Origin of the sequence: Burkholderia sp. LAS2, from assembly GCF_018417615.1 — a bacterium.
In the GTDB taxonomy this organism is placed as follows: domain Bacteria; phylum Pseudomonadota; class Gammaproteobacteria; order Burkholderiales; family Burkholderiaceae; genus Burkholderia; species Burkholderia sola.
The window spans coordinates 1206948-1225391 of the sequence record NZ_CP071054.1; the positions used below are offsets into that span (position 1 = coordinate 1206948).

20 protein-coding genes are annotated in these 18444 nt (G+C 66.9%); 15 read left to right on the plus strand and 5 right to left on the minus strand.

Annotation, left to right across the window (positions count from 1 at the left end):
* Positions 1 to 24 precede the first annotated feature (24 nt).
* On the minus strand, positions 25 to 924 hold the full coding sequence (locus JYG37_RS34355; protein WP_213346837.1) for a DMT family transporter: 900 nt from the start codon (positions 922 to 924) through the stop codon (positions 25 to 27).
* Positions 925 to 981: 57 nt separating this feature from the next.
* On the opposite strand from JYG37_RS34355, the gene JYG37_RS34360 reads away from it, so the two are divergent.
* From JYG37_RS34360 to JYG37_RS34370, 3 genes are all read left to right on the plus strand, one after another.
* Positions 982 to 1944 carry a LysR substrate-binding domain-containing protein gene (locus JYG37_RS34360; RefSeq protein ID WP_050015630.1) on the plus strand — a complete coding sequence of 321 codons (963 nt, stop codon included), beginning with the start codon at positions 982 to 984 and terminating at the stop codon, positions 1942 to 1944.
* Positions 1945 to 2164: 220 nt separating this feature from the next.
* Positions 2165 to 2830, plus strand: coding sequence for a hypothetical protein (locus JYG37_RS34365; protein WP_050015628.1), 666 nt, complete (start codon positions 2165 to 2167; stop codon positions 2828 to 2830).
* Between the two features lie 60 nt (positions 2831 to 2890).
* Positions 2891 to 3349 carry a sodium:proline symporter gene (locus tag JYG37_RS34370; RefSeq protein WP_213346839.1) on the plus strand — a complete coding sequence of 153 codons (459 nt, stop codon included), beginning with the start codon at positions 2891 to 2893 and terminating at the stop codon, positions 3347 to 3349.
* 42 nt (positions 3350 to 3391) lie between these two features.
* On the opposite strand, the gene JYG37_RS34375 is transcribed toward JYG37_RS34370, so the two are convergent.
* The 3 genes from JYG37_RS34375 to JYG37_RS34385 all read right to left on the minus strand — a co-directional run bounded on the left by JYG37_RS34375 (position 3392) and on the right by JYG37_RS34385 (position 6606).
* The gene (locus JYG37_RS34375) at positions 3392 to 4549 is read right to left on the minus strand and encodes an acyltransferase family protein (RefSeq protein ID WP_050015624.1); all 1158 of its coding nucleotides are present in this window, start codon (positions 4547 to 4549) and stop codon (positions 3392 to 3394) included.
* A 136-nt stretch (positions 4550 to 4685) separates the two neighbouring features.
* Positions 4686 to 5330 (minus strand): glutathione S-transferase family protein, encoded by a 645-nt coding sequence (locus JYG37_RS34380; RefSeq protein WP_176016947.1) that lies wholly within the window; start codon positions 5328 to 5330, stop codon positions 4686 to 4688.
* A 103-nt stretch (positions 5331 to 5433) separates the two neighbouring features.
* Entirely contained in the window at positions 5434 to 6606 is a 1173-nt protein-coding gene (locus JYG37_RS34385) for a porin (RefSeq protein ID WP_213346841.1), read from the minus strand.
* Positions 6607 to 7091: 485 nt separating this feature from the next.
* Between JYG37_RS34385 and JYG37_RS34390 the strand changes: the two genes are divergently transcribed.
* Positions 7092 to 8045, plus strand: a complete 954-nt coding sequence (locus tag JYG37_RS34390; protein ID WP_050015617.1) for a GlxA family transcriptional regulator — start codon at positions 7092 to 7094, stop codon at positions 8043 to 8045.
* 482 nt (positions 8046 to 8527) lie between these two features.
* Positions 8528 to 9163 carry a response regulator transcription factor gene (locus JYG37_RS34395; protein ID WP_048988612.1) on the plus strand — a complete coding sequence of 212 codons (636 nt, stop codon included), beginning with the start codon at positions 8528 to 8530 and terminating at the stop codon, positions 9161 to 9163.
* 18 nt (positions 9164 to 9181) lie between these two features.
* On the opposite strand, the gene JYG37_RS34400 is transcribed toward JYG37_RS34395, so the two are convergent.
* Positions 9182 to 10531 carry a PAS domain-containing sensor histidine kinase gene (locus JYG37_RS34400; RefSeq protein WP_179233197.1) on the minus strand — a complete coding sequence of 450 codons (1350 nt, stop codon included), beginning with the start codon at positions 10529 to 10531 and terminating at the stop codon, positions 9182 to 9184.
* Between the two features lie 257 nt (positions 10532 to 10788).
* Here JYG37_RS34400 and JYG37_RS34405 point away from each other — a divergent pair, with 257 nt between their 5' ends.
* The 10 genes from JYG37_RS34405 to JYG37_RS34450 all read left to right on the plus strand — a co-directional run.
* Entirely contained in the window at positions 10789 to 11214 is a 426-nt protein-coding gene (locus tag JYG37_RS34405) for a DUF3331 domain-containing protein (protein ID WP_050015613.1), read from the plus strand.
* A gap of 180 nt (positions 11215 to 11394) precedes the next feature.
* Entirely contained in the window at positions 11395 to 11721 is a 327-nt protein-coding gene (locus JYG37_RS34410; protein ID WP_229699545.1) for a response regulator transcription factor, read from the plus strand.
* A 105-nt stretch (positions 11722 to 11826) separates the two neighbouring features.
* Positions 11827 to 12681, plus strand: a complete 855-nt coding sequence (locus JYG37_RS34415) for an alpha/beta fold hydrolase (protein ID WP_050015611.1) — start codon at positions 11827 to 11829, stop codon at positions 12679 to 12681.
* Positions 12682 to 12752: 71 nt separating this feature from the next.
* Positions 12753 to 13472 carry a hypothetical protein gene (locus JYG37_RS34420; protein WP_050015609.1) on the plus strand — a complete coding sequence of 240 codons (720 nt, stop codon included), beginning with the start codon at positions 12753 to 12755 and terminating at the stop codon, positions 13470 to 13472.
* Between the two features lie 10 nt (positions 13473 to 13482).
* Positions 13483 to 14529 (plus strand): alcohol dehydrogenase, encoded by a 1047-nt coding sequence (locus JYG37_RS34425; RefSeq protein ID WP_050015607.1) that lies wholly within the window; start codon positions 13483 to 13485, stop codon positions 14527 to 14529.
* Entirely contained in the window at positions 14526 to 15245 is a 720-nt protein-coding gene (locus tag JYG37_RS34430) for a hypothetical protein (RefSeq protein ID WP_050015605.1), read from the plus strand. Before JYG37_RS34425 ends, JYG37_RS34430 begins: the two co-directional genes overlap by 4 nt.
* A 45-nt stretch (positions 15246 to 15290) precedes the next feature.
* Positions 15291 to 16145, plus strand: coding sequence for an alpha/beta fold hydrolase (locus JYG37_RS34435; RefSeq protein WP_050015604.1), 855 nt, complete (start codon positions 15291 to 15293; stop codon positions 16143 to 16145).
* Between the two features lie 31 nt (positions 16146 to 16176).
* Positions 16177 to 17184, plus strand: a complete 1008-nt coding sequence (locus JYG37_RS34440) for a zinc-binding alcohol dehydrogenase family protein (RefSeq protein WP_050015702.1) — start codon at positions 16177 to 16179, stop codon at positions 17182 to 17184.
* Positions 17185 to 17216: 32 nt separating this feature from the next.
* Entirely contained in the window at positions 17217 to 18038 is an 822-nt protein-coding gene (locus tag JYG37_RS34445) for an alpha/beta fold hydrolase (protein WP_050015602.1), read from the plus strand.
* Between the two features lie 59 nt (positions 18039 to 18097).
* Positions 18098 to 18444, plus strand: a 347-nt coding sequence (locus JYG37_RS34450; protein ID WP_213347109.1) for an FAD-dependent oxidoreductase, incomplete at its 3' end; no start/stop codon positions are given.

The following is an 18444-nucleotide window of genomic DNA, read 5'->3' on the forward strand; positions in this document are numbered from 1 at the left end:
CACGCAATTCGCTGCACTCTCACGCTACGACCGCCCGCGCAACGCGACGACGACCACCCCCGCGATCGCCAGCAGGCCGCCGCACGCCGTCGCGATGCCGGGCCGCTCGCCCGTCAGCACCACCGACAGCAGCGTCGCGACCGCCGGTGTCAAATAGAGAAAGCTGGCCGCGCGCGCCGCGCCGAAGTAGCCGAGCGCGAAGGTCCAGGTCGCGTAACCGAGCGCGGCGGGAAAGACGCCGAGTACGACGACGGCCCACGCCGTGTCGCGCGACCCGCCGCCGAGCGACACGAGCGCGCCGGGCAGCCACGGCGCGAGCAGCACCGCGCCGGCCAGCAGCGTGTACGCGGTGCACGGCAGCGCGCCGTACACGGGAATCAGCCGCCGCTGCAACACGAAATAGCTGGCCGAACACAGCGCCGCGCCGAGGATCAGCGTGCTCCCCGAGCCGAGCACGACGCCGCCGGGCTGCCCTTGTGCGATCACCGCGATGCCGGCCAGGCTGATCAGCGACCCGAGCCAGCCCCAGCGATTGAAGCGCTCGCGCAGAAACACGGCGGCCAGCAACGCGGTGAAGATCGGCAACGTGTTCACGATGAAGCTCGCCGCGCCGGCCGACACGGTCTGTTCGCCGGTATTGAGCAGCGCGTTGTAGAGTGCGATGCCGAGCAGGCCGCACGCGAGAAAGCGCCTCGCGTCGGCTTTCGTCGGCAGCGGCGGCCGTCGCCATGCGAGCCACGCGATCACGAGCAACGCGGCGGTCGCGAAGCGCGCGGCCGCGAGCTGCAGTGGCGCGAGGCCGTGCAGGCCGATCCGGATGAACGGGAACGCGGACGCCCACGAGACGATCGTGAACGCGACCGCCGCTGCCGCGATGAGCGGTTGTCGCGCGCCGCGCGACGTCGGTGACGAAAGTGTATTCATGAAGCCATGGTGCGGCGTCGCGAGATGCTAAGCTAGCGCACAGATCAACACCCGGATATGAATATGGCTCACAGCTCGGGGGCGCGGCGGGCCGACGGTCCGGCGCCGGTGCGCCCGGTGGCCGCCGCGCCGATGCCGGCCCCGCGGCCGCCGCTCGCGAGCCTCGAGACGGTCTGCACGGTGGCGCGCGAAGGTTCGTTTCTCGCGGCCGCCGACGTCTCTGGCGTCACGCACGGCGCGATCAGCCGACGGGTGGCCGCCGTGGAAAACTGGCTCGGGATGGCGCTGTTCGAGCGGCATGCGCGCGGCGTGCGCCTGACGCCGGACGGGCAGCGCTTCGTCGGCCGGATCGAGCAGGCGTTTGCGATCATCGACAGCGCGGCCGATCAGTGGCGCTCGCCGCGCACGCCGCGGCTGGTCCGGATGAGCGTGGTGCCCGCGTTCGCGCAGCTGTGGCTGCTGGAGCGGCAGCAGATGCTCGAGCGTGAAGCGCCCGCGTTGCGCATCGAGCTCGGTATCGAGCTGCGCAACGTGGATATCGCCGGCGGTGAAGCGGATCTGTCGATCCGGTACGGGCGCGGCAACTGGCGTCGGCTCGACACCCGGCCGTTCATGCCGGAACGGCTGTATCCGGTCGCCCATCCGCGGCTCGCCGCGCAACTGGCCAGGATGCGCCGCGCAACGGGCGACGCCGCGCTGCTCGACATGCCGTTGCTGCACGATTCCGACGTGACCGGCTGGCGCACGTGGTTCGACGCGCTCGGCATTCCGTTCAAGCCGCGTGCGCAGGATCGCCGGTTCGAGGATTACAACCTCGTGCTCGCGGCGGCCGAAGCGGGGCTGGGCGTGGCGCTTGCGCGAACGCCGTTGGCGGATGCGTATCTGCAGCGCAGTGCGCTCGTGCGCGTGAGCCGCCACGAGGTCGATTCGCTGCTCAGCTATCACTTCGTGCATGCGAAGGGCGAGAGTCGGCCGGAGGTGCTCGCGTTGATGGAGCGGATGGTGAAGGCGCTGCGGTAGCGCGCACCCGGCGGTTCGCGCAGGCGACCGCTTCGGCACGCACGTCACGCGTGTGGCGGGCCGCCTGTCACGTTCGCTCGGCCGCGGCCGCCGAATCGTTACAATGCAGCCGCGGAATACGGCGAGATCGCCGCAGTGAAGCGGAATCGAGCCTTTGCCCGACGGCAGGGCAATCACCAACCATGACAGTACGGGTTCAAATTTGCACAAAAGGGAACCGATGAATAGACCAGACAAATCGTCGAAAGCGCGTGCGGCGCTGGATCAACTTTTTTCCGGCCTGGCGCCCACGGACGCGAAGCGCGAATCGCCGCGTCCGGGCAATCCGTTCGCAACGGACGACGAGGTGTCGAGCGCATCCGGCGGTCGCGGCGGGGTGGAAGTCACGCTGTCGACCCGCATCCAGCTGCGCGGTTATCCGAGCGCCGACGCGTTCATGAAGCGCATGGCCGAAGCGTGGGGCCTCGAGTGGGGCGCGTACGACAGCGTCCGCGCGGTGGCGACGCTGCCGGCCGGATGGCGCTCGCGCCGGCTTCCGGAAGTCACGCAGATCGTCGACGAACGCGACGTGCTGCGCGCCGAGAGCAGCCTGCAGGGCGGCGAGATGTCGTATCTGAAGGTGCATCCGCGCTACTACATCGATGCGCGCAAGCGTTTCGGCTGGAGCAAGTCGTCGAAGGCATCCGACGATCCGGATCTCGACGGCCCCGACTGGAACTGCTTCGTGATCGATCGGGAAAAGTCCGTCGAAGTGCACGAACTGACGACGTCGTCGTTGAAGGCCGACATGGACAATGCCCGCGCGACGCTGCTGAAATGGCTGGACGAGCACTATCCGAAACATCGCGACCCGTTTGCGTACTGGTCGGACTGCGAAGGGGCGTAGTACGCCGGTTTGCACGGCGGTTCGCTTGATGCATCGATCGGGCCGCCATGAGGACGAGCATTGAAGCAAGCGCGTGTGGTGTCGATTCTCTGGGCAGCGTTTGGCGCGGCGGTCGGATCGACCGTCATCGAATTGCTGCTCTGGGCAATCGCCGGCGATGACGCCATCCAGAATCTGTTCCGCGACGCGCGCCTCACGACCGCGATCGTGATGGGGCGAAGCGTGCTCGGGCCGTCCGGCGGCTTCGATCCGCTGGTGATGGGCGTGGCGACGCTCGTGCATGCGATGCTTTCGCTGGTCTATGCGGCCGTGCTGGCACGGCTGGTTCGCAGTCCGTCGTGCGTGGCCGCGCTGTTCGCGGGCGGCGCGTTCGGGCTTCTCCTGTACGGCGTGAACCTGTACGGGTTCACGGCGATCTTTCCGTGGTTCATCCCGGTTCGCGGTGCGATCACGCTGGTCGCTCATCTGGTATTCGGGATCACGGCAGCGGCGGTGTACTACGTTGCCCGGCGCGACTAACCGTTAACACCCTGTACGAACGAGCGGCGAGAGCCGATGCGTCTACAGAATCGACGCGAGCCTCGGCACGCGAAGCAGAAGGCCGGCAATCAGATAGCACGCGACGCAGGCGATGCTACCGGTCACGGCGAATTTCAGGAACGGGGACGCCGGCACGTTTCGCCACGCGAGGGCGACCGCGACGAGCACGGGCGGATGGATGATGTAGATGGCGTACGCGCGTCGCGACAGCGGCCGCCACGCGCCCTTCAATCTGTCGAAGCTTTGCTGAAAACGGTCGACGAGAAACAGGATCGTGCCCCATGCGACCAACGGCTCCCAGAATGCGTAGATCACGTCCTGCGGACGGCCGCGCAGCGCGGGAACGTGCTTCGCGATCAGGTAGGCGAGCGGGAGGACGGGCAGCGCCAGCAGCGCGATGCGTGACCACAGCCGGACCTGCGGTGCCGGCAGATGCACGATCCAGTGCGCGTGCGCTGTCCGGCAACCGGCTGCGTACAGCACGACGTAGCTCGCGAAGTAGCCGAGCTGCAGCCCCCATACGTTGATACCTACCGGCCATCGCGACCGCAACGCCAGTGCCGCGATACCGGTGAGCAGTGCCGCGGCGGCCAGCGTCGTGTCGGAAGGGGCGCGCGCGACGCGGTTCGTGCCGCGCGCCACGGTGCGCGGGAAGGCGATATGCAGGAGTGCCGCCGCCGTGCTGAAAATCAGCAACGCCTCGGCGAACCACATCGGTCCGTTTTCAAACGTGCCTTTTCGCCACAGACGTTCCAGCGTTTGCGCAAACGGATGGTCCGCACCCGACTGAGCCAGCGCAATCGTCGCGGGGCCGATCAACAAGCCGTAGATGAGCAACGGCAGGCCAAGCCGGAGAAACCGGTCCGCGAGGAAGCGGCTGACGCCCTTGCGATCGATGGACGGCGGCGTGTAATAGCCCGCGAGGAAGAAGAACAGGCCCATGAAAAATGCCTGGTTGATCGCGCAGAAGAGCGTCAGCAGCGCGGATTCCACTGACGGGCCCGCGGCCACTTCGTGGTAATACCACCCGCCGAGTGCGCCGTACGTGATCGCGCAGTGGTGAAAGACCACCAGCAATGTCAGGCAGGCCCGTAATGCGTCTAGGCCGGCGTTTCGATGCACGGCATCTGCCTCGTCTTGCTGAAACGCCAAGTTGACCGGAACGTCGTGAGCGCTCATTGCCTTGCCTGCGTGTTGGGTCCGTCATGACCCGCCCGACGACGCATACGCATCCGGCGGGCGTACCGGTCGGCACGATACGCCGTTGTGCTTACAACCATCCAACAAGCCGCTCCGCGGCCGGCTTCACATCCGCTCAGCCGAGCTTTCCACGCAGATCCTCGAACGGAATCATCACATTCGTGCGATACGCGGGCCGGGCCTTCAATCGTTCGTACCACGCCACGACATGCGGCACGTCGGGCCGCGCGATATCGAGTTCGAAATACCGGTAAAGGTGCGTGCCGGCCGCGATGTCGGCAAGCGTGATCGCATCGCCGGCAAGAAACGGCTGCCCGGCCAGCACGGTATCGAGCAGCCGGAAATACTGCGCGCATTGCGCGATGCTCTGCTCGACGCGTACGGTATCGCGCTGCTCGGGCGGCGTGCGGTAATAGTCGCGGAACACGCCGTTGAGGAACGCCGGCTGCAGGGTCGTTTGCGCCCAGTCCATCCAGCGGTCGGCGCGCGATTGCTCGGCCGGATTGTCGCGCCAGAAGCCGGGGCGTCCGTGGCGCGCGGCAAGGTAGCGCAGGATGCTGTGCGATTCCCATACGACGGTACCGTCGTCGTCGATCACCGGGATGCGTCCGTGCGGGTTCATCGCGAGAAATTCCGGCGTATCGAGCACGCCGAACTGGCCGCCGGCCGGCACGTGCCGGTGGGCGAGCGCGAGCTCGTCGACGAGCCACATCACCTTTTGGACATTGAACGCGTTGCGTCGTCCCCATACCGTCAGCATGCCGGGCTCCCTCTGTCGTGACGAACGTGAAGATGGACAGTGTAAACGCGGCAGGCGCGCACCGCGGTGCGCGCCTGCCGGCGATCGTCGTGCAACGGGACGATCAGAACTTGTGGCGGATGCCGACGATCGCGAGTTCCTGCGTATCGGTGCCCGAGTTCACGCCGTATGAGCCGACCGACGCGGCCGCTTTCACGGTCGCCCCGCTCGCGTTGAGCGTGTTGCCGCTCGCTTTCTGATAGCCGAACAGCGCATACAGGTCGGTGCGCTTCGACAGCGCGTAATCCGCGCCGAGGTTGACCTGGTTGTAGTGCGCGGAAGCCGGGCCCGTCAGCGACGTGTAGTTGTAGCCGACGCCCGCGCGCAGCGCCGGCGAGAACTGCCAGTTGAAGAACGCCGAGCCGTTGTTGAACTTCGCGTTCTGGCTGAATGCCGACAGCGTGTCCGCGCCGTACTGCGTGTTCGAATACGCGAGGCCGAAGGTCGCCGGCCCGGCCACGTACTGGCCGGCCACGCGCACGATCTGGATCGACTTCGCGCTCGAGAAGCCCTGGTTGATCACGGTGTTGAAGAGCGTGTCCGAGCTGCTCGACCACGTGCGCACGCCGTTCGCGACCGTCGTGCCGCCGTTCGCGTAGAAGAAGCCGGCGCCGAGCGACAGCGGGCCGTTCGCGTAGCTCGCGCCGAAGCTGTACGTGCGGCCGCTGCCGGTCGCGCCCGCGACGCCGCCGAAGCCGTACAGCGCCGCGAACTGGAAGCCGGAGATCAGCGGGCTCGTGTATTTCACCGAGTTGCTGACGCGCAGGCTGTTGTCGTAGTTGTCGAGATCGCCCGGCGTCGCGAACACGCCGCCGAAGTAGTTGTCCTGCGTGAGGCCCTGCACGAGATCGACGACCGGATCGTACTGGCGGCCGAGCGTCACGGTGCCGTACGTGCTGCTCGCGAGACCGACGACGGCCTTGCGGCCGAATTCGCGCTGGCCCTGGCCGAGCGCGCCGGTGCCGATGTTGAAGCCGTTCTCGAGCTGGAACAGCGCGGACAGGCCGCTGCCGAGATCCTCGATGCCGCGCAGCCCCCAGCGGCTGCCCGACAGGTTGCCGCTGCTGAACTTCACGAGGCTCGACGCGTTGCTGCCGTTCGCGTTCTGCGCGTTGTGGACGTACGCGATGCCCGCGTCGGCGATGCCGTACAGCGTGACGCTGCTTTGTGCGTGGGCGCCGGCGGCGACGAGCGCGGCCGGCAGGGCGAACAGCGCGAATGACCGGATCTGTTTCATGGTTGGATTCCCCCGTTGGTCGATTGGTCTGACGAATCGGTGAACGATACGGACGGCGTATCGGCGAGGGAACCAATAAATTGTCGGATCGTTATGAGGTGGCGCGGCGATGGGTGTGCGCGCAACGAGCCGGCGCCTCGCGCGGGCGCCGGCGCGTCGTGGCGTTTCGCATCCGGGCATCCGCTCGATCCGTCGGAGACGATCGATGCGATCGCCGATCGCGCGCAACTCGATCGCGCGGTGGGGTATATCGGGCTCGGGCGAGATGAAGGCCGCCGGCACGCGCCTGCCGGCAGTCGTCGTGCGACGGGCCGGCCCGAACGCGCGGCCATGTGCGCAGCATGGCCATTCTTTCCTGTCTCGAAAATCTTGTAGCATCGCCGGAGTGCCGGTTGGCATGCCGCGATCACAGCCGCATGCCCGCTTTTCCGTTTGTTGTGAACCCGCCGCCATGCGCCGGCGGGGTCGATTCGCATGAGGTCAATATGCGTCGCATTGGGCTTGTCCTCGTTCCTCAGTTTCAGGTAATGAGCCTGCTCGCGTTGTCCGTGTTCGACATCGCCAATCTCCGCGCGGGCCGCTCGCTCTATGAAGTGAGCGTGATCTCGGAGGATGGCGGCCCCGTGGAGGCGTCGTTCGGCATGTACGCATCAACGCAACCGGCGCGGCTGTCGGAATTGCACACGGTATTCGTCGGCGCTTCACTGTCGACGCCGCCGCTCACGGACCGCATGCGCGAACTGCTGGTCGATCTGTCCGGCAAGGTCGAACGCATGGCGTCGATCTGCCTCGGTGCGTTTCTGCTGGCCGAGGCGGGCCTGCTGAACGGGCGCCGCGCAACGACGCATTGGGCGTTTCTCGATCGGTTCAGGGATCGCTATCCCGCGGTATCGGTGGAGAAGGATTGCATCTTCGTGCGCGACGGCACGCTGTGGAGTTCGGCAGGAATGAGCACGGCCATGGACATGGCGCTCGCGATGCTCGAAGAGGATCTCGGCCCGGACGCCGCATTGCAGGTCGCGAAAGACCTGGTGCTCGAGCGCTGGAGGCGCTCGGGGTCGCAGCCGCAGTCGTCCGTGCTGATCGACCACCCCGCACGCAGCAATCGGATCCACGACGTCATCACGCACATCCGGGCGAATCTCGGCACCGATCTGACCGTCGACAAGCTCGCCGACGTGGCGAGGATGAGCAAGCGGCAGTTTACGCGCCGCTTCAAGGATGAAACCGGCCTGACGCCTGCAAAGGCAGTCGAGCGCATCCGGCTCGAAACGGCCCGGGATTTCGTGACGAGTTCGTCGTGGACCATCGACACGATCGCACGGGAAACCGGTTATGCGGATACCGAGCGGATGAGGCGGTCGTTCGTGCGTGCTTTTGGCCATCCGCCACAGGTCTTGCGGCGGCAGCGCAAGCCGGAACACGCGGACACCGACTGAGCGCGGCCGGCCGATACCGGGTCCCGCGCTGCAACATCATGGCACGAAAGGAGGGAACTGCGTCCCTCTATGCGCGCCCATCGTCAATAGAATGTTCTTCGGGCGGTACCTGCTCGGGTAAGCCGAACCGAAGACTCGTCGACAGCGGACCGCACGCTCGTCCGCCCGCGGTTTTGCGAACCGTCCCTTGCAGCCCGCGTCATGTCGCCAGGCTGGAACCGTCCGTGTGTGCCGCACGGACGCGCCCGGTCGCCGATTGCGTTGCCGCACGTGCGAAGCGTGTCCGGCATGTGCAGGCACGCCGTGCCGGCGCGCCGCGCGACGCGAATGACGCAACCGCCGAAGTGGCGTGGAACGGCGAAGCGCTGCGTGGGTGGCGGTCGGCCTCGCGGGTGGCCGGGACGGCGCGCGTCGTCGGCGCCGTGTCGGGCGACACGCGGTTCGCGATGATGAAAACTGAACGGACGGTTGGGGCGCAGGATATGTCAGATGCAGCGATGAAAGACGACTCGTCGGCTGTTGTATATGTCGTCGACGACGATCCGGCCATACGCGCATCGCTCGATACGTTGTTGCGATCGCTGGGCCTGCGCGTCGTGACCTTCGCGAGTACCGCGGAGCTGCGCGCGACGCACCGGGAGAATGTCACGAGCTGCCTGTTGCTCGATGTGCGACTGCGCGGGGAGAGCGGGCTGGTGTTTCAGCAGGCGTCGGACCGGCCGTCGATCCCGATCGTCGTCATCACGGGGTTCGCGGACGTCGAAGTGTGTCGCAAGGCGCTGAAGGGCGGCGCGGTCGATTTTCTCGTGAAGCCGTTCACCGACCACGAGTTGATCGACGCCGTGAACCTCGCGCTGTCGCTGGATGCGGCACGGCGAGTCCGCAACGACACGCACGACGAGTTGCGGCAGTCGTTCGAGTTGCTCACGCGCCGCGAGCGCGAAGTGCTTGCGTACGTCGTCAGCGGCGCGCTGAACAAGCAGATCGCGTCGCATCTCGGATTGAGCCTGATTACCATCAAGCAGCATCGCGCAGCGGTGATGCGCAAGATGAATGCGTCGTCGCTTGCGGATCTCGTGCGCAAGTCCGAGGCGATCGGCGTGCAACTGGCGACATGACGCCGCGCGCCGCGAGCGTCATGCGGCCGGGTCGGTCGTGCGCGGGTGGGCCGGCAGTGTGAACGAGAAGCAGCAGCCGGCGCCCGGTTCGCCGCGTGCCCAGATGCGCCCGTGATGGGCGTCGACGATCGAGCGTGCGACCGTGAGACCCATTCCCATGCCGTCGGATTTGCTCGTAAAAAACGGATCGAAAAGCCGATCGATCGATTGCTGTTCGATACCCGGCCCCGTGTCGCATACGTCGAACACGACTTCGGCGTCGCTCAGCCTGGCCGAGACCGTCAGCGTGCGCGCGTGCGACGGGCCGCTTTCGATCGCCTGGATGCCGTTCATCATCAGGTTCGCGAGCACCTGCTGGACCTGCACGGGATCGGCGAACAGGCGCGCGTCGGCATCGATGTCGCTGTCGACGCGAACGTTGCGTGCAGCGGCTTCCGGCGCGATCAGGAACAGCGCAGCGTGCACGGCGTCGGCGGCCGCGAAGTCGACGCACTTCGCCGGCGCCTTGCCGATGAAGCCGCGAATCTTGCGGCAGATTTCCGTCGCATCGCGCGCCCACCGGACGGCCTGCGTGATCGCGGCAGCGGCTTCGGCGACGTCGGGCTCGTCGCGCTCGAGCCAGCGCAGCGCCGCTTCGGCCGACGAACCGACGGCCGACAGCGGCTGGCTGACCTCATGCAGGATCGAGGCCGACATCTCCGCAAACAGCGACACGCGGGCCGCGCGTGCGGCTTCCGCGCGCAATACCGTGAGCCGGTCGCTGTTCTCCTTCTGCTCGGTCACGTCGAACGCATAGAAATGCAGGCGCCGGTAGCCGTCCTCGTGCTTCGGCAGCGAGCAGCGCCATACGATCGGTACGCGGCGCCCCTTGAACGTCACGAGCGTGCGCTCGCCCTGGCAGGCGGTCCGGTTTTCGTAGATCGCGCGCAGCACCGCGCTGTTGCTGAGCCGGTCGGCCGGCAACAGGATCTCCGCGTGCTGCAGGAAATGCTCTTTCGATTCGGCGTCGAAGAGTTGCACCACCGCGTCGTTGGCCGCCACGAACGCATGCAGCGCGCGCAGCCGGGCGACGGCCTGCGGATGCTCGTCGAAATAGCGGTCGATATCCGAGACCCCGGCCATCTTCAGTTCCTTCACCGCGCGATAAACGCGTGACCAGTCTTCGATCAGGATCGGTATCGGCGCCGACAGGAAGAGCTCGCTATCCGCTGGATGAGGGTCGTCAGGCGGGGCGATCGTCGGGGCTGCGGACGTGGACATGGGGACGTGGTGCTCGCTGAGGTTCGCGCGCGGCGCGAAACCGGATGACCGGAAGTGACGCATCGGGACGATGAACGACGTGCGCGTCCGACCTCGATGTAGCTGCAACTATAAAGCAGATTGCCGCGTGCTGCTGACCGCGACCGCGGGCGGATGCAGGCCGGCGCGACGGTCAGACTTTGGTATGGGAAGGCATCGACCACGGTCTGATGGATCGAAAAAAACCGTTCCTCTAGACTCGATTCCAACGTGAGTGAAGCGCGCGGCGCGGCCGATGGCGAAGCGGCGATGTTCGCGATGCGTCGGTGCGGCGGATTGATCGCGCGAGCCGCGCATGCGCATTCAATGCGAGGGGAACGGTAGAGATGACGCAGCCAACGTGTGCATACGACGATGTATTCGAACGCGCGCTGATGGGCCTGCTGGATCCGTCGAGAACGGCGGGCGTGCCCGGCTCGCACCGGCGGCGCGTGCGCGGCAAGCGCAATGACGGCGCGGGCGAGACCGGCGCGCCGGTGGCCTCGCGGATCAGGATCGTCGAGATTCTGTCGGATACCGCTGTCAGCGTGCGCTGGAGCGACCCGAGGTACGGGCATTTCGGCGAACAGCTGTGGCATTGCGTGACCGCGAGAACGGCGTCGCGCTGCGTGCTGACCGGTGCGCCGATCAAGCCGGGCGATCGCGTGTATCGGCCGCGGGGGCGCGGCCGCACCGTTCCGTGCAACTGGGACAGGATGATCCATGCCGCGGCAGTCGCGCCGGCGCCGTCCGCCGGCGCGGACGGCCGGTGACGCGCGAGCGGGTACGGTCGGTATCGGCCCCACCATACCTCGGCATGATTGTCGGCACCGGGGGCGGTCGGTACGCTGTCCGAAATCCGGTTGCGTTCCCGGCCCTGCCAGCGAGCGTGGCGTCACGCGAGACACTCTGTGCACGACAAGACGGTTTGCATCATCGACGATGAATTGGCGATGAGACAGTCGCTGGAATCGCTCGTGCGCTCGATGGGCGTGCGCGCGAGGCTGTACGCATCGGCCGAGGCGTTTCTCGAACATGGCGCGAGCGGGACGTCGCACTGCATCGTGTGCGATATCCAGATGGCCGGGATGTCGGGTATCGAGCTGCTCGCCGTGCTGCGAGGGGGGTGTTGCGACGTGCCGATCATCTTCGTGACCGCGCACCCGAGCGCGCGCCGGGTGCTCGAGGCGAGACGGCTCGGCGCATTGTGCGTGCTGGAGAAGCCCTTCGATCCGCGCGAACTTGTGCAGTGGGTGATGCGCGCGCTCACGGGATGCTGAAGGGGCGGCACGATGGCCAAGGGCGCAGCGACGCTGCGTTCGTGCCGCGTCATCGCGACCGGGCATGTCCATTACGCGGTTTTGTATAGAACGACAGGATAACTTATGGAAAACGACAGTCCGAGTCTCGGCGCCAGCACGCAGTTCGTCGACGTCGACGGTCGGCGTCTCGCGTATCGCACATTCGGCAGCGGTACGCCGCTCGTGTTGTGCGTGCGCTTTCGCGGCACCATGGACACCTGGGATCCGCTGTTCCTCGACACGCTCGTCGAACAGGGCTTCCAGGTCACGATCTTCGATTACAGCGGACTCGGGCAGTCGAGCGGCGAGCGAACCTATCATCCTGCGTCGCTCGCCAAGGACGCGATCGACCTGATCGTCGCGCTCGAGCTCGGCAAGGCGGTGATCGGCGGCTGGTCGGTCGGCGGAATGGCCGCGCAGATCGTGCTCGCAAAGGCGCCGCAGCTCGTCACGCACGCAGTGCTGATCGCGACCACGCCGCCGGGCCAGTTGGTCAGGGCCGGCGAACCGCTGTTCTACACGATGGCGAAGCGCGAAAACGACTTCGAGGATTTCGTCACGCTGTTCTTCGAGCCGGCCTCCGCGGCGAGCCGCGCGGCGGCCGAGCTTGCGGCCGCGCGTGTCGCGCAGCGCAAGGTCGACCTGAGCCCGGCGGTACCGGTCGCGTGGGCCGGCGAGCAGGTCGGAGACGCCCCGCGGAACCCGGCCTTCCCGGTCGATGCCGTGCTCGATGCGCTGCGCTCGACGTCGATTCCGGTTCTTCATGTTGGCGGCGATCACGACATCGTGTTCCCGGTGGAGAACTGGTATGCGCTCAACGGCCAGCTGCCGACGCTGCATCTCGTGACGCTGCCGCGTACCGGGCACGGGCCGCAACTCGAGTATCCGGTGGCTTGCGCGAGGCACATCGCGGCGTTCGTCGGCGTGCACGCTGGCTAATCGCGCGCGCCGCCGCCCGGGCCGCGCGGCAGAAGAACGAGGAAGACGTTTCATATCGTTTAGGATGACAAATGGAAGATCTGGTTGATTTGGCGATTCGCGCCGCAGGGGGAATGGAGCGCTTCAAGCGCTTTCGCAGCGTATCGGCGCAGTTGCATCACATGGGCGCGATCTGGGCGCTGAAGCAGCGCGACGGCGTGCTCACCGATTCGCGCGTGACGGTGCAGCTGCACGAGCAGCATGTCTCGCATGCCCCCTTCGCCCCAACGACGGATCACTCCGTCTACACGCCCGCGCGCGTCGAGATCCGCCGTGACGACGGTACCGTGGTGGATACGCTCGACGCCCCTCGCGCGTCGTTCGACGGCTACGAAATGGAGACGCCGTGGTCCAACGCACAGCTGGCGTACTTCGCCGGCTACACGATGTGGACGTATCTGACGTCGCCGTTCCTGCTGCGCCACGGCGGCGTTCGCAGCCGCGAAATCAAGCCATGGATCGTCGACGGGCTGCCGTGGCGGCGCCTGCATGTCGAGTTTGCGCCGGAGATCGCGACGCATAGCGCCGTGCAGACGTTCTACTTCGACGCGGACGGGCTGCTGCGCCGGCACGACTACGAGGTCGACATCCAGGGGCGCAACGCGGCTGCGCGGTACATCAGCGACTACGTCGACGTGCAAGGCATCCGGATGCCGACGCGCTTCCGGATTTATCCGCGCACCGACGCGAACGTGGCGCTGCCCGCCCCGTTGATCGTCGGTGTCGATCTGTCGAACTTCCGTTTCGAGTAACGAGGCAATCATGACGAATCAAGCGACTTACCGCGCGGCGGTAGTCAAGGCGCCTGGGCAACTGGAACTGGTCGAGCGGCCGATTCCCGCGCCGGCGCAGGGGCAGGTGCGCATTCGCGTCGAAGCCTGCGGCGTATGCCATTCCGACAGCGCAACCGTGGAGCGCGAAGCGCCTGACGGCGCGCCGCCGCGCGTACCGGGGCATGAAGTCGTCGGCCGAATCGACGCGCTCGGCGAAGAGGTGTCCGGCTGGCGGCTCGGCGAACGTGTCGGCGTCGGCTTTCTCGCCGGCGAAGATCGCACGTGCCCGTCGTGCCGGCACGGCGATGTCGTGAACTGCGAGAACCCGGTCATCACCGGGATGACGACGGACGGCGGCTATGCGGAAATCATGCTGGCCGAAGCTCGCGGGCTCGTGCGCGTGCCGGACGATCTCGACGCGGCCGAGGCTGCGCCGCTGTTGTGCGCGGGGCTCACCACGTTCAACGCGCTGCGCAATGCCGGCGCGCGGGCCGGCGACGTGGTCGCCATCCATGGCCTCGGCGGGCTCGGCCATCTCGCCGTGCAGTTCGCGAACAAGATGGGTTTTCACACCGTCGCGATCGCCCGCGGAGCCGACAAGGCCGCGCTTGCCGCGCAGCTCGGCGCGCATCGCTACATCGACGCGCGGACCGAGGACGTCGCCGCCGCGCTGCGCGCGCTCGGCGGCGCGAAGGTCGTGCTCGGCACGGCGCCGACCGGCTCGGCCATGGCCGACACCGTCGCGGGCCTGTCCGCGCGTGGCAAGCTGATCGTCGTTGCCGTGCCGGGCGAGCCGATCGCCGTGAATGCGGTCGATCTCGTGTTCGGCGGCCGCTCCGTGGTCGGCGCATTGACGGGAACGGTGACGGACAACGAAGAGACGCTCGCGTTCGCGCGGCTGCAGAACGTGCGGCCGATGATCGAAACGTTTCCGCTCGAGCAGGCGCAGGCGGCATACGACCGCATGATGCGCGCGGACGTCCGGTTCCGCGCGGTACTGACCATGAACTACGTACCCAACGGAGCTTCCGCATGAACGCAATCGCCCAATCCATCCTCGACGCCCACGGCGGGCTCGCACAGTGGCGCAAGTTTCGGCAGGTGCGCGCGCGCCTCGTACAAGGCGGTGCGCTGTGGGGCCTCAAAGGTCACGCCGGCGTGCTCGACGACACCACGGTCACCGTCGCGACGGATCGCCAATGGGCATCGCATGCGCCGTTCGGTGCGCTGGCCGCGCGCAGCGAATTCACCGGCGAGCGCATTGCGCTGCTCGATTCGGCCGGGCACGTGCTCGCGGCGCGCGAGCAGCCGCGCGGGTCGTTCGACGGGCATACGCTCGAGACGCCGTGGGACGAACTTCAACTGGCGTTTTTCGCCGGATGCGCGATGTGGACGTACCTGAACGCGCCGTTCGTGCTTGCATGGGACGGTGTGCATTGCGAAGAAGACGGCGTCTGGAACGAACGGGGCGAAGCATGGCGCCGGATTCGCGTTCACTACCCCGACACGCTCGAAGTGTTCAGCAAAGCGCAGACCATCTACGTCGGGCCGGACGGTTTCGTGCGCCGGCTCGACTACGACGTCGAAATCGCAGGCAACACGCCGGGCGCGCATTACGTCAGCGACTATGTGACCGTGTCGGGGATCCGCTTCCCGACGAAGCGGCGCATCTACCCGCGTGCAGCCGATGGGCAGGCCGTGCCGGAACCGCTCGTCGTCTCGATCGACCTGCACGACATCGCGCTGAGCTGAGCGCGAACCACGGCGCGCGTCGCGCGCCCATCGAGGGAACTCATCATGACGCAATCTGCATCATCCGCCGCTCCGACCCGCTACGTCGATGCAGCCGGCGTGCGCTACGCGTATCGCCGCTTCGGCAACGAAAAGGGTAAGCGGCCGCTTCTGTGCCTTCAGCACTTCACCGGCACGCTGGACAACTGGGATCCGGCGATCGTCGACGTGCTGGCCCGCGATCGCGAAATCATCCTGTTCGACAACGCCGGCGTCGGCCGCTCCGGCGGACAGGTTCCGACGTCGATCGCGCACATGGCGCAGCACGTGCTGCACTTCGTCGACGCGCTGTCGATCGACCGGCTGCATATCCTCGGGTTTTCGCTCGGCGGCTTTCTCGCGCAGGACATTGCGATCGCGCGACCGGAGCTGGTCGAGCGGATGATCCTGTCCGGCACCGCGCCTGAAGGTGGCGAAGGCGCGGGGATGGACCGGCCGGAACTGCTCGCGATCTACACGGACGGCGAGATGCCGATGAGCGAAAAGCTCAAGCGGCTGTTTTTCCCGGCAACGCCCGCAGGCCAGACGGCCGCCGCCGCATTCGTCGACCGCCTCGCCGCGCGCACCGCCGAGCCCGATTTGCCGGCCGGCCCCGAAGTCGCGTCCGCCCAGCTGCAGGCGATGATCGCGTGGGCGAACTGGAGCGGTGACGTGGCAGGCAAGCTGGGCGGGATCAAGCAGCCGGCCCTCGTCACCAACGGCAACGACGACCGCATGATCCCCACCGCGAACAGCTTCGTGCTCGCGCAGGGGTTGCCGAATGCGACGCTGATCGTCTATCCGGATTCAGGCCACGGCGCGCTGTTCCAGCATGCGAGTGCGTATGTCGCGCACGTCGCGGAATTCCTGCGCGGCGCGTGAACGCGTCGCCGACCCCTTCAAGGAGCTCACCATGAAAGCCATCGTATATGCAAAGGCCGGCGTACCGATCGACGATCCGACGTCGCTGTACGACACGGAGCTGCCCGTGCCGACACCTGGCCCGCGCGATCTGCTCGTGCGGATCGACGCGATTGCCGTCAACCCGGTCGATTCGAAGCTGCGGCTCGGCGTGCAGCCGAGCGGCCCGCGCGTTCTCGGCTGGGACGCGGCCGGAACGGTCGAGGCGGTCGGCGCCGACGTCGAGCTGTTCGCGCCGGGCGACAAGGTCTGGTATGCGGGCGACATCACGCGGCCCGGCAGCTACGCGGAATATGGTCTCGTCGACGAGCGGATTGCGAGCCGCCGCCCGACGACACTGGGCGCTGCCGACGCCGCGGCCCTGCCGTTGACTGCGATTACCGCGTGGGAACTGCTGTTCGACCGGCTGAAGATCACCGAGCGCGGCGGCGCCGGGCAGAGCGTGCTGGTGATCGGCGCGGGCGGCGGCGTCGGGTCCATTCTCGTGCAACTCGCGCGCCGGCTGACCGAGCTGACGGTGATCGGCACGGCGTCGCGGCCGGCCACGCACGCGTGGGTCGCCGAGCTCGGCGCGCACCACGTGATCGATCACGGCCAGCCGTTGCAACCGCAACTGAAGTCACTGGGCATCGACTACGTGGACCACGTGATCAGCCTCACGCATACCGACGCGTACTACGCGCAGATCGTCGACGTACTGAAGCCGCAGGGCCAGCTGGCGCTGATCGACGATCCGGACACGCTCGATGCGATGCCGCTCAAACGCAAGGCCATCTCGCTGCATTGGGAATTCATGTTCACGCGCTCGATGTTCCGCACGCCCGACATGGACCGTCAGCACGCGCTGCTCGCGCGCGTGGCGACGCTGATCGACGACGGCGTGCTCAAGAGCACCGTCGGCGAGCACCTCGGCAAGATCGACGCGGAGAACCTGCGGCGCGCGCATGCGCTGCTGGAAGGCGGCCGCGCGAAGGGCAAGATCGTGCTCGAAGGCTTCTGAGCGCACACCGCTACCATTCCAACGGAATCACCATGACCACCATCACCACGCACGACGGCACCCGGATTTTCTACAAGGACTGGGGCGTCGGTCGCCCGGTCGTGTTCTCGCACGGCTGGCCGCTGAACGCCGATGCATGGGACGCACAGATGCTGTTCCTCGTGCAGCACGGCTACCGCGTGATCGCGCACGACAGGCGCGGTCACGGCCGTTCGGGGCAACCGTTCGCCGGCAACGACATGAACACGTATGCAGACGATCTCGCGGCACTCCTCGACACGCTCGACGTGCGCGAGGCCACGCTGGTCGGCCATTCGACGGGCGGCGGCGAGGTCGCGCGTTACATCGGCCGTCACGGGACGAAACGAGTCGCGAAGGCCGTGCTGATCGGCGCCGTGCCGCCGATCATGCTGAAGACCGATGCGTATCCGGGCGGCTTGCCGCTGGACGTGTTCGACGGCATTCGACGCGGCGTGGCCGCCAACCGGTCCCAGTTCTATCGCGATCTCGCGGTGCCGTTCTTCGGCTTCAACCGGCCGGGCGCGACCGTGTCGGCGGGCACCGTCGACGCATTCTGGGCGCAGGGGATGACGGGCGGCATCCACGGCCAGTACCAGTGCATCCGCGAATTCTCCGAAGTCGACTACACGGATGATCTGAAGAAGATCGACGTGCCCACGCTGATCCTGCACGGCGACGACGACCAGATCGTGCCGATCGACAATGCAGGCCGGCTGTCCGCGCAGATCGTGAAGCACGCGACGCTGAAGGTGTATGAGCGCGCATCGCATGGCATGTGCGTCGTCGATGCCGATCGCGTCAATGCGGATCTGCTCGCCTTTTTGCAGTCTTGACGCGGGAACTTGCGCGACTCACACAATTCGAGCGGGACGAACGGAACCTGGAGAGCAGCATGGCAGAGGTCAAACGGGTCGAATACCTGTTTCTGGGCGGCGGCAAGGGCGGGAAATCGCTTGCGATGGAGATGGCCCGGCAAGGCAAGCGCGTCGCGGTGATCGAGCGCGGGATGATCGGCGGCTCGTGCATCAACGTCGCATGCATCCCGAGCAAGGCACTGATACGCCGTGCGCGCGCGACGCATGCGTGGCGGGATGCGGTGCAACGGGAAGACGTGATGGCCGACATGGCGGGCGTTTCCGCGTATGTCGCGTCGGTCGTGAACGGGATGGTCGACGTCAATCGCCGCGCATTCGAGCAGTCGGGACTCGAACTCGTGATCGGGACGGGGCGGTTCGTCGC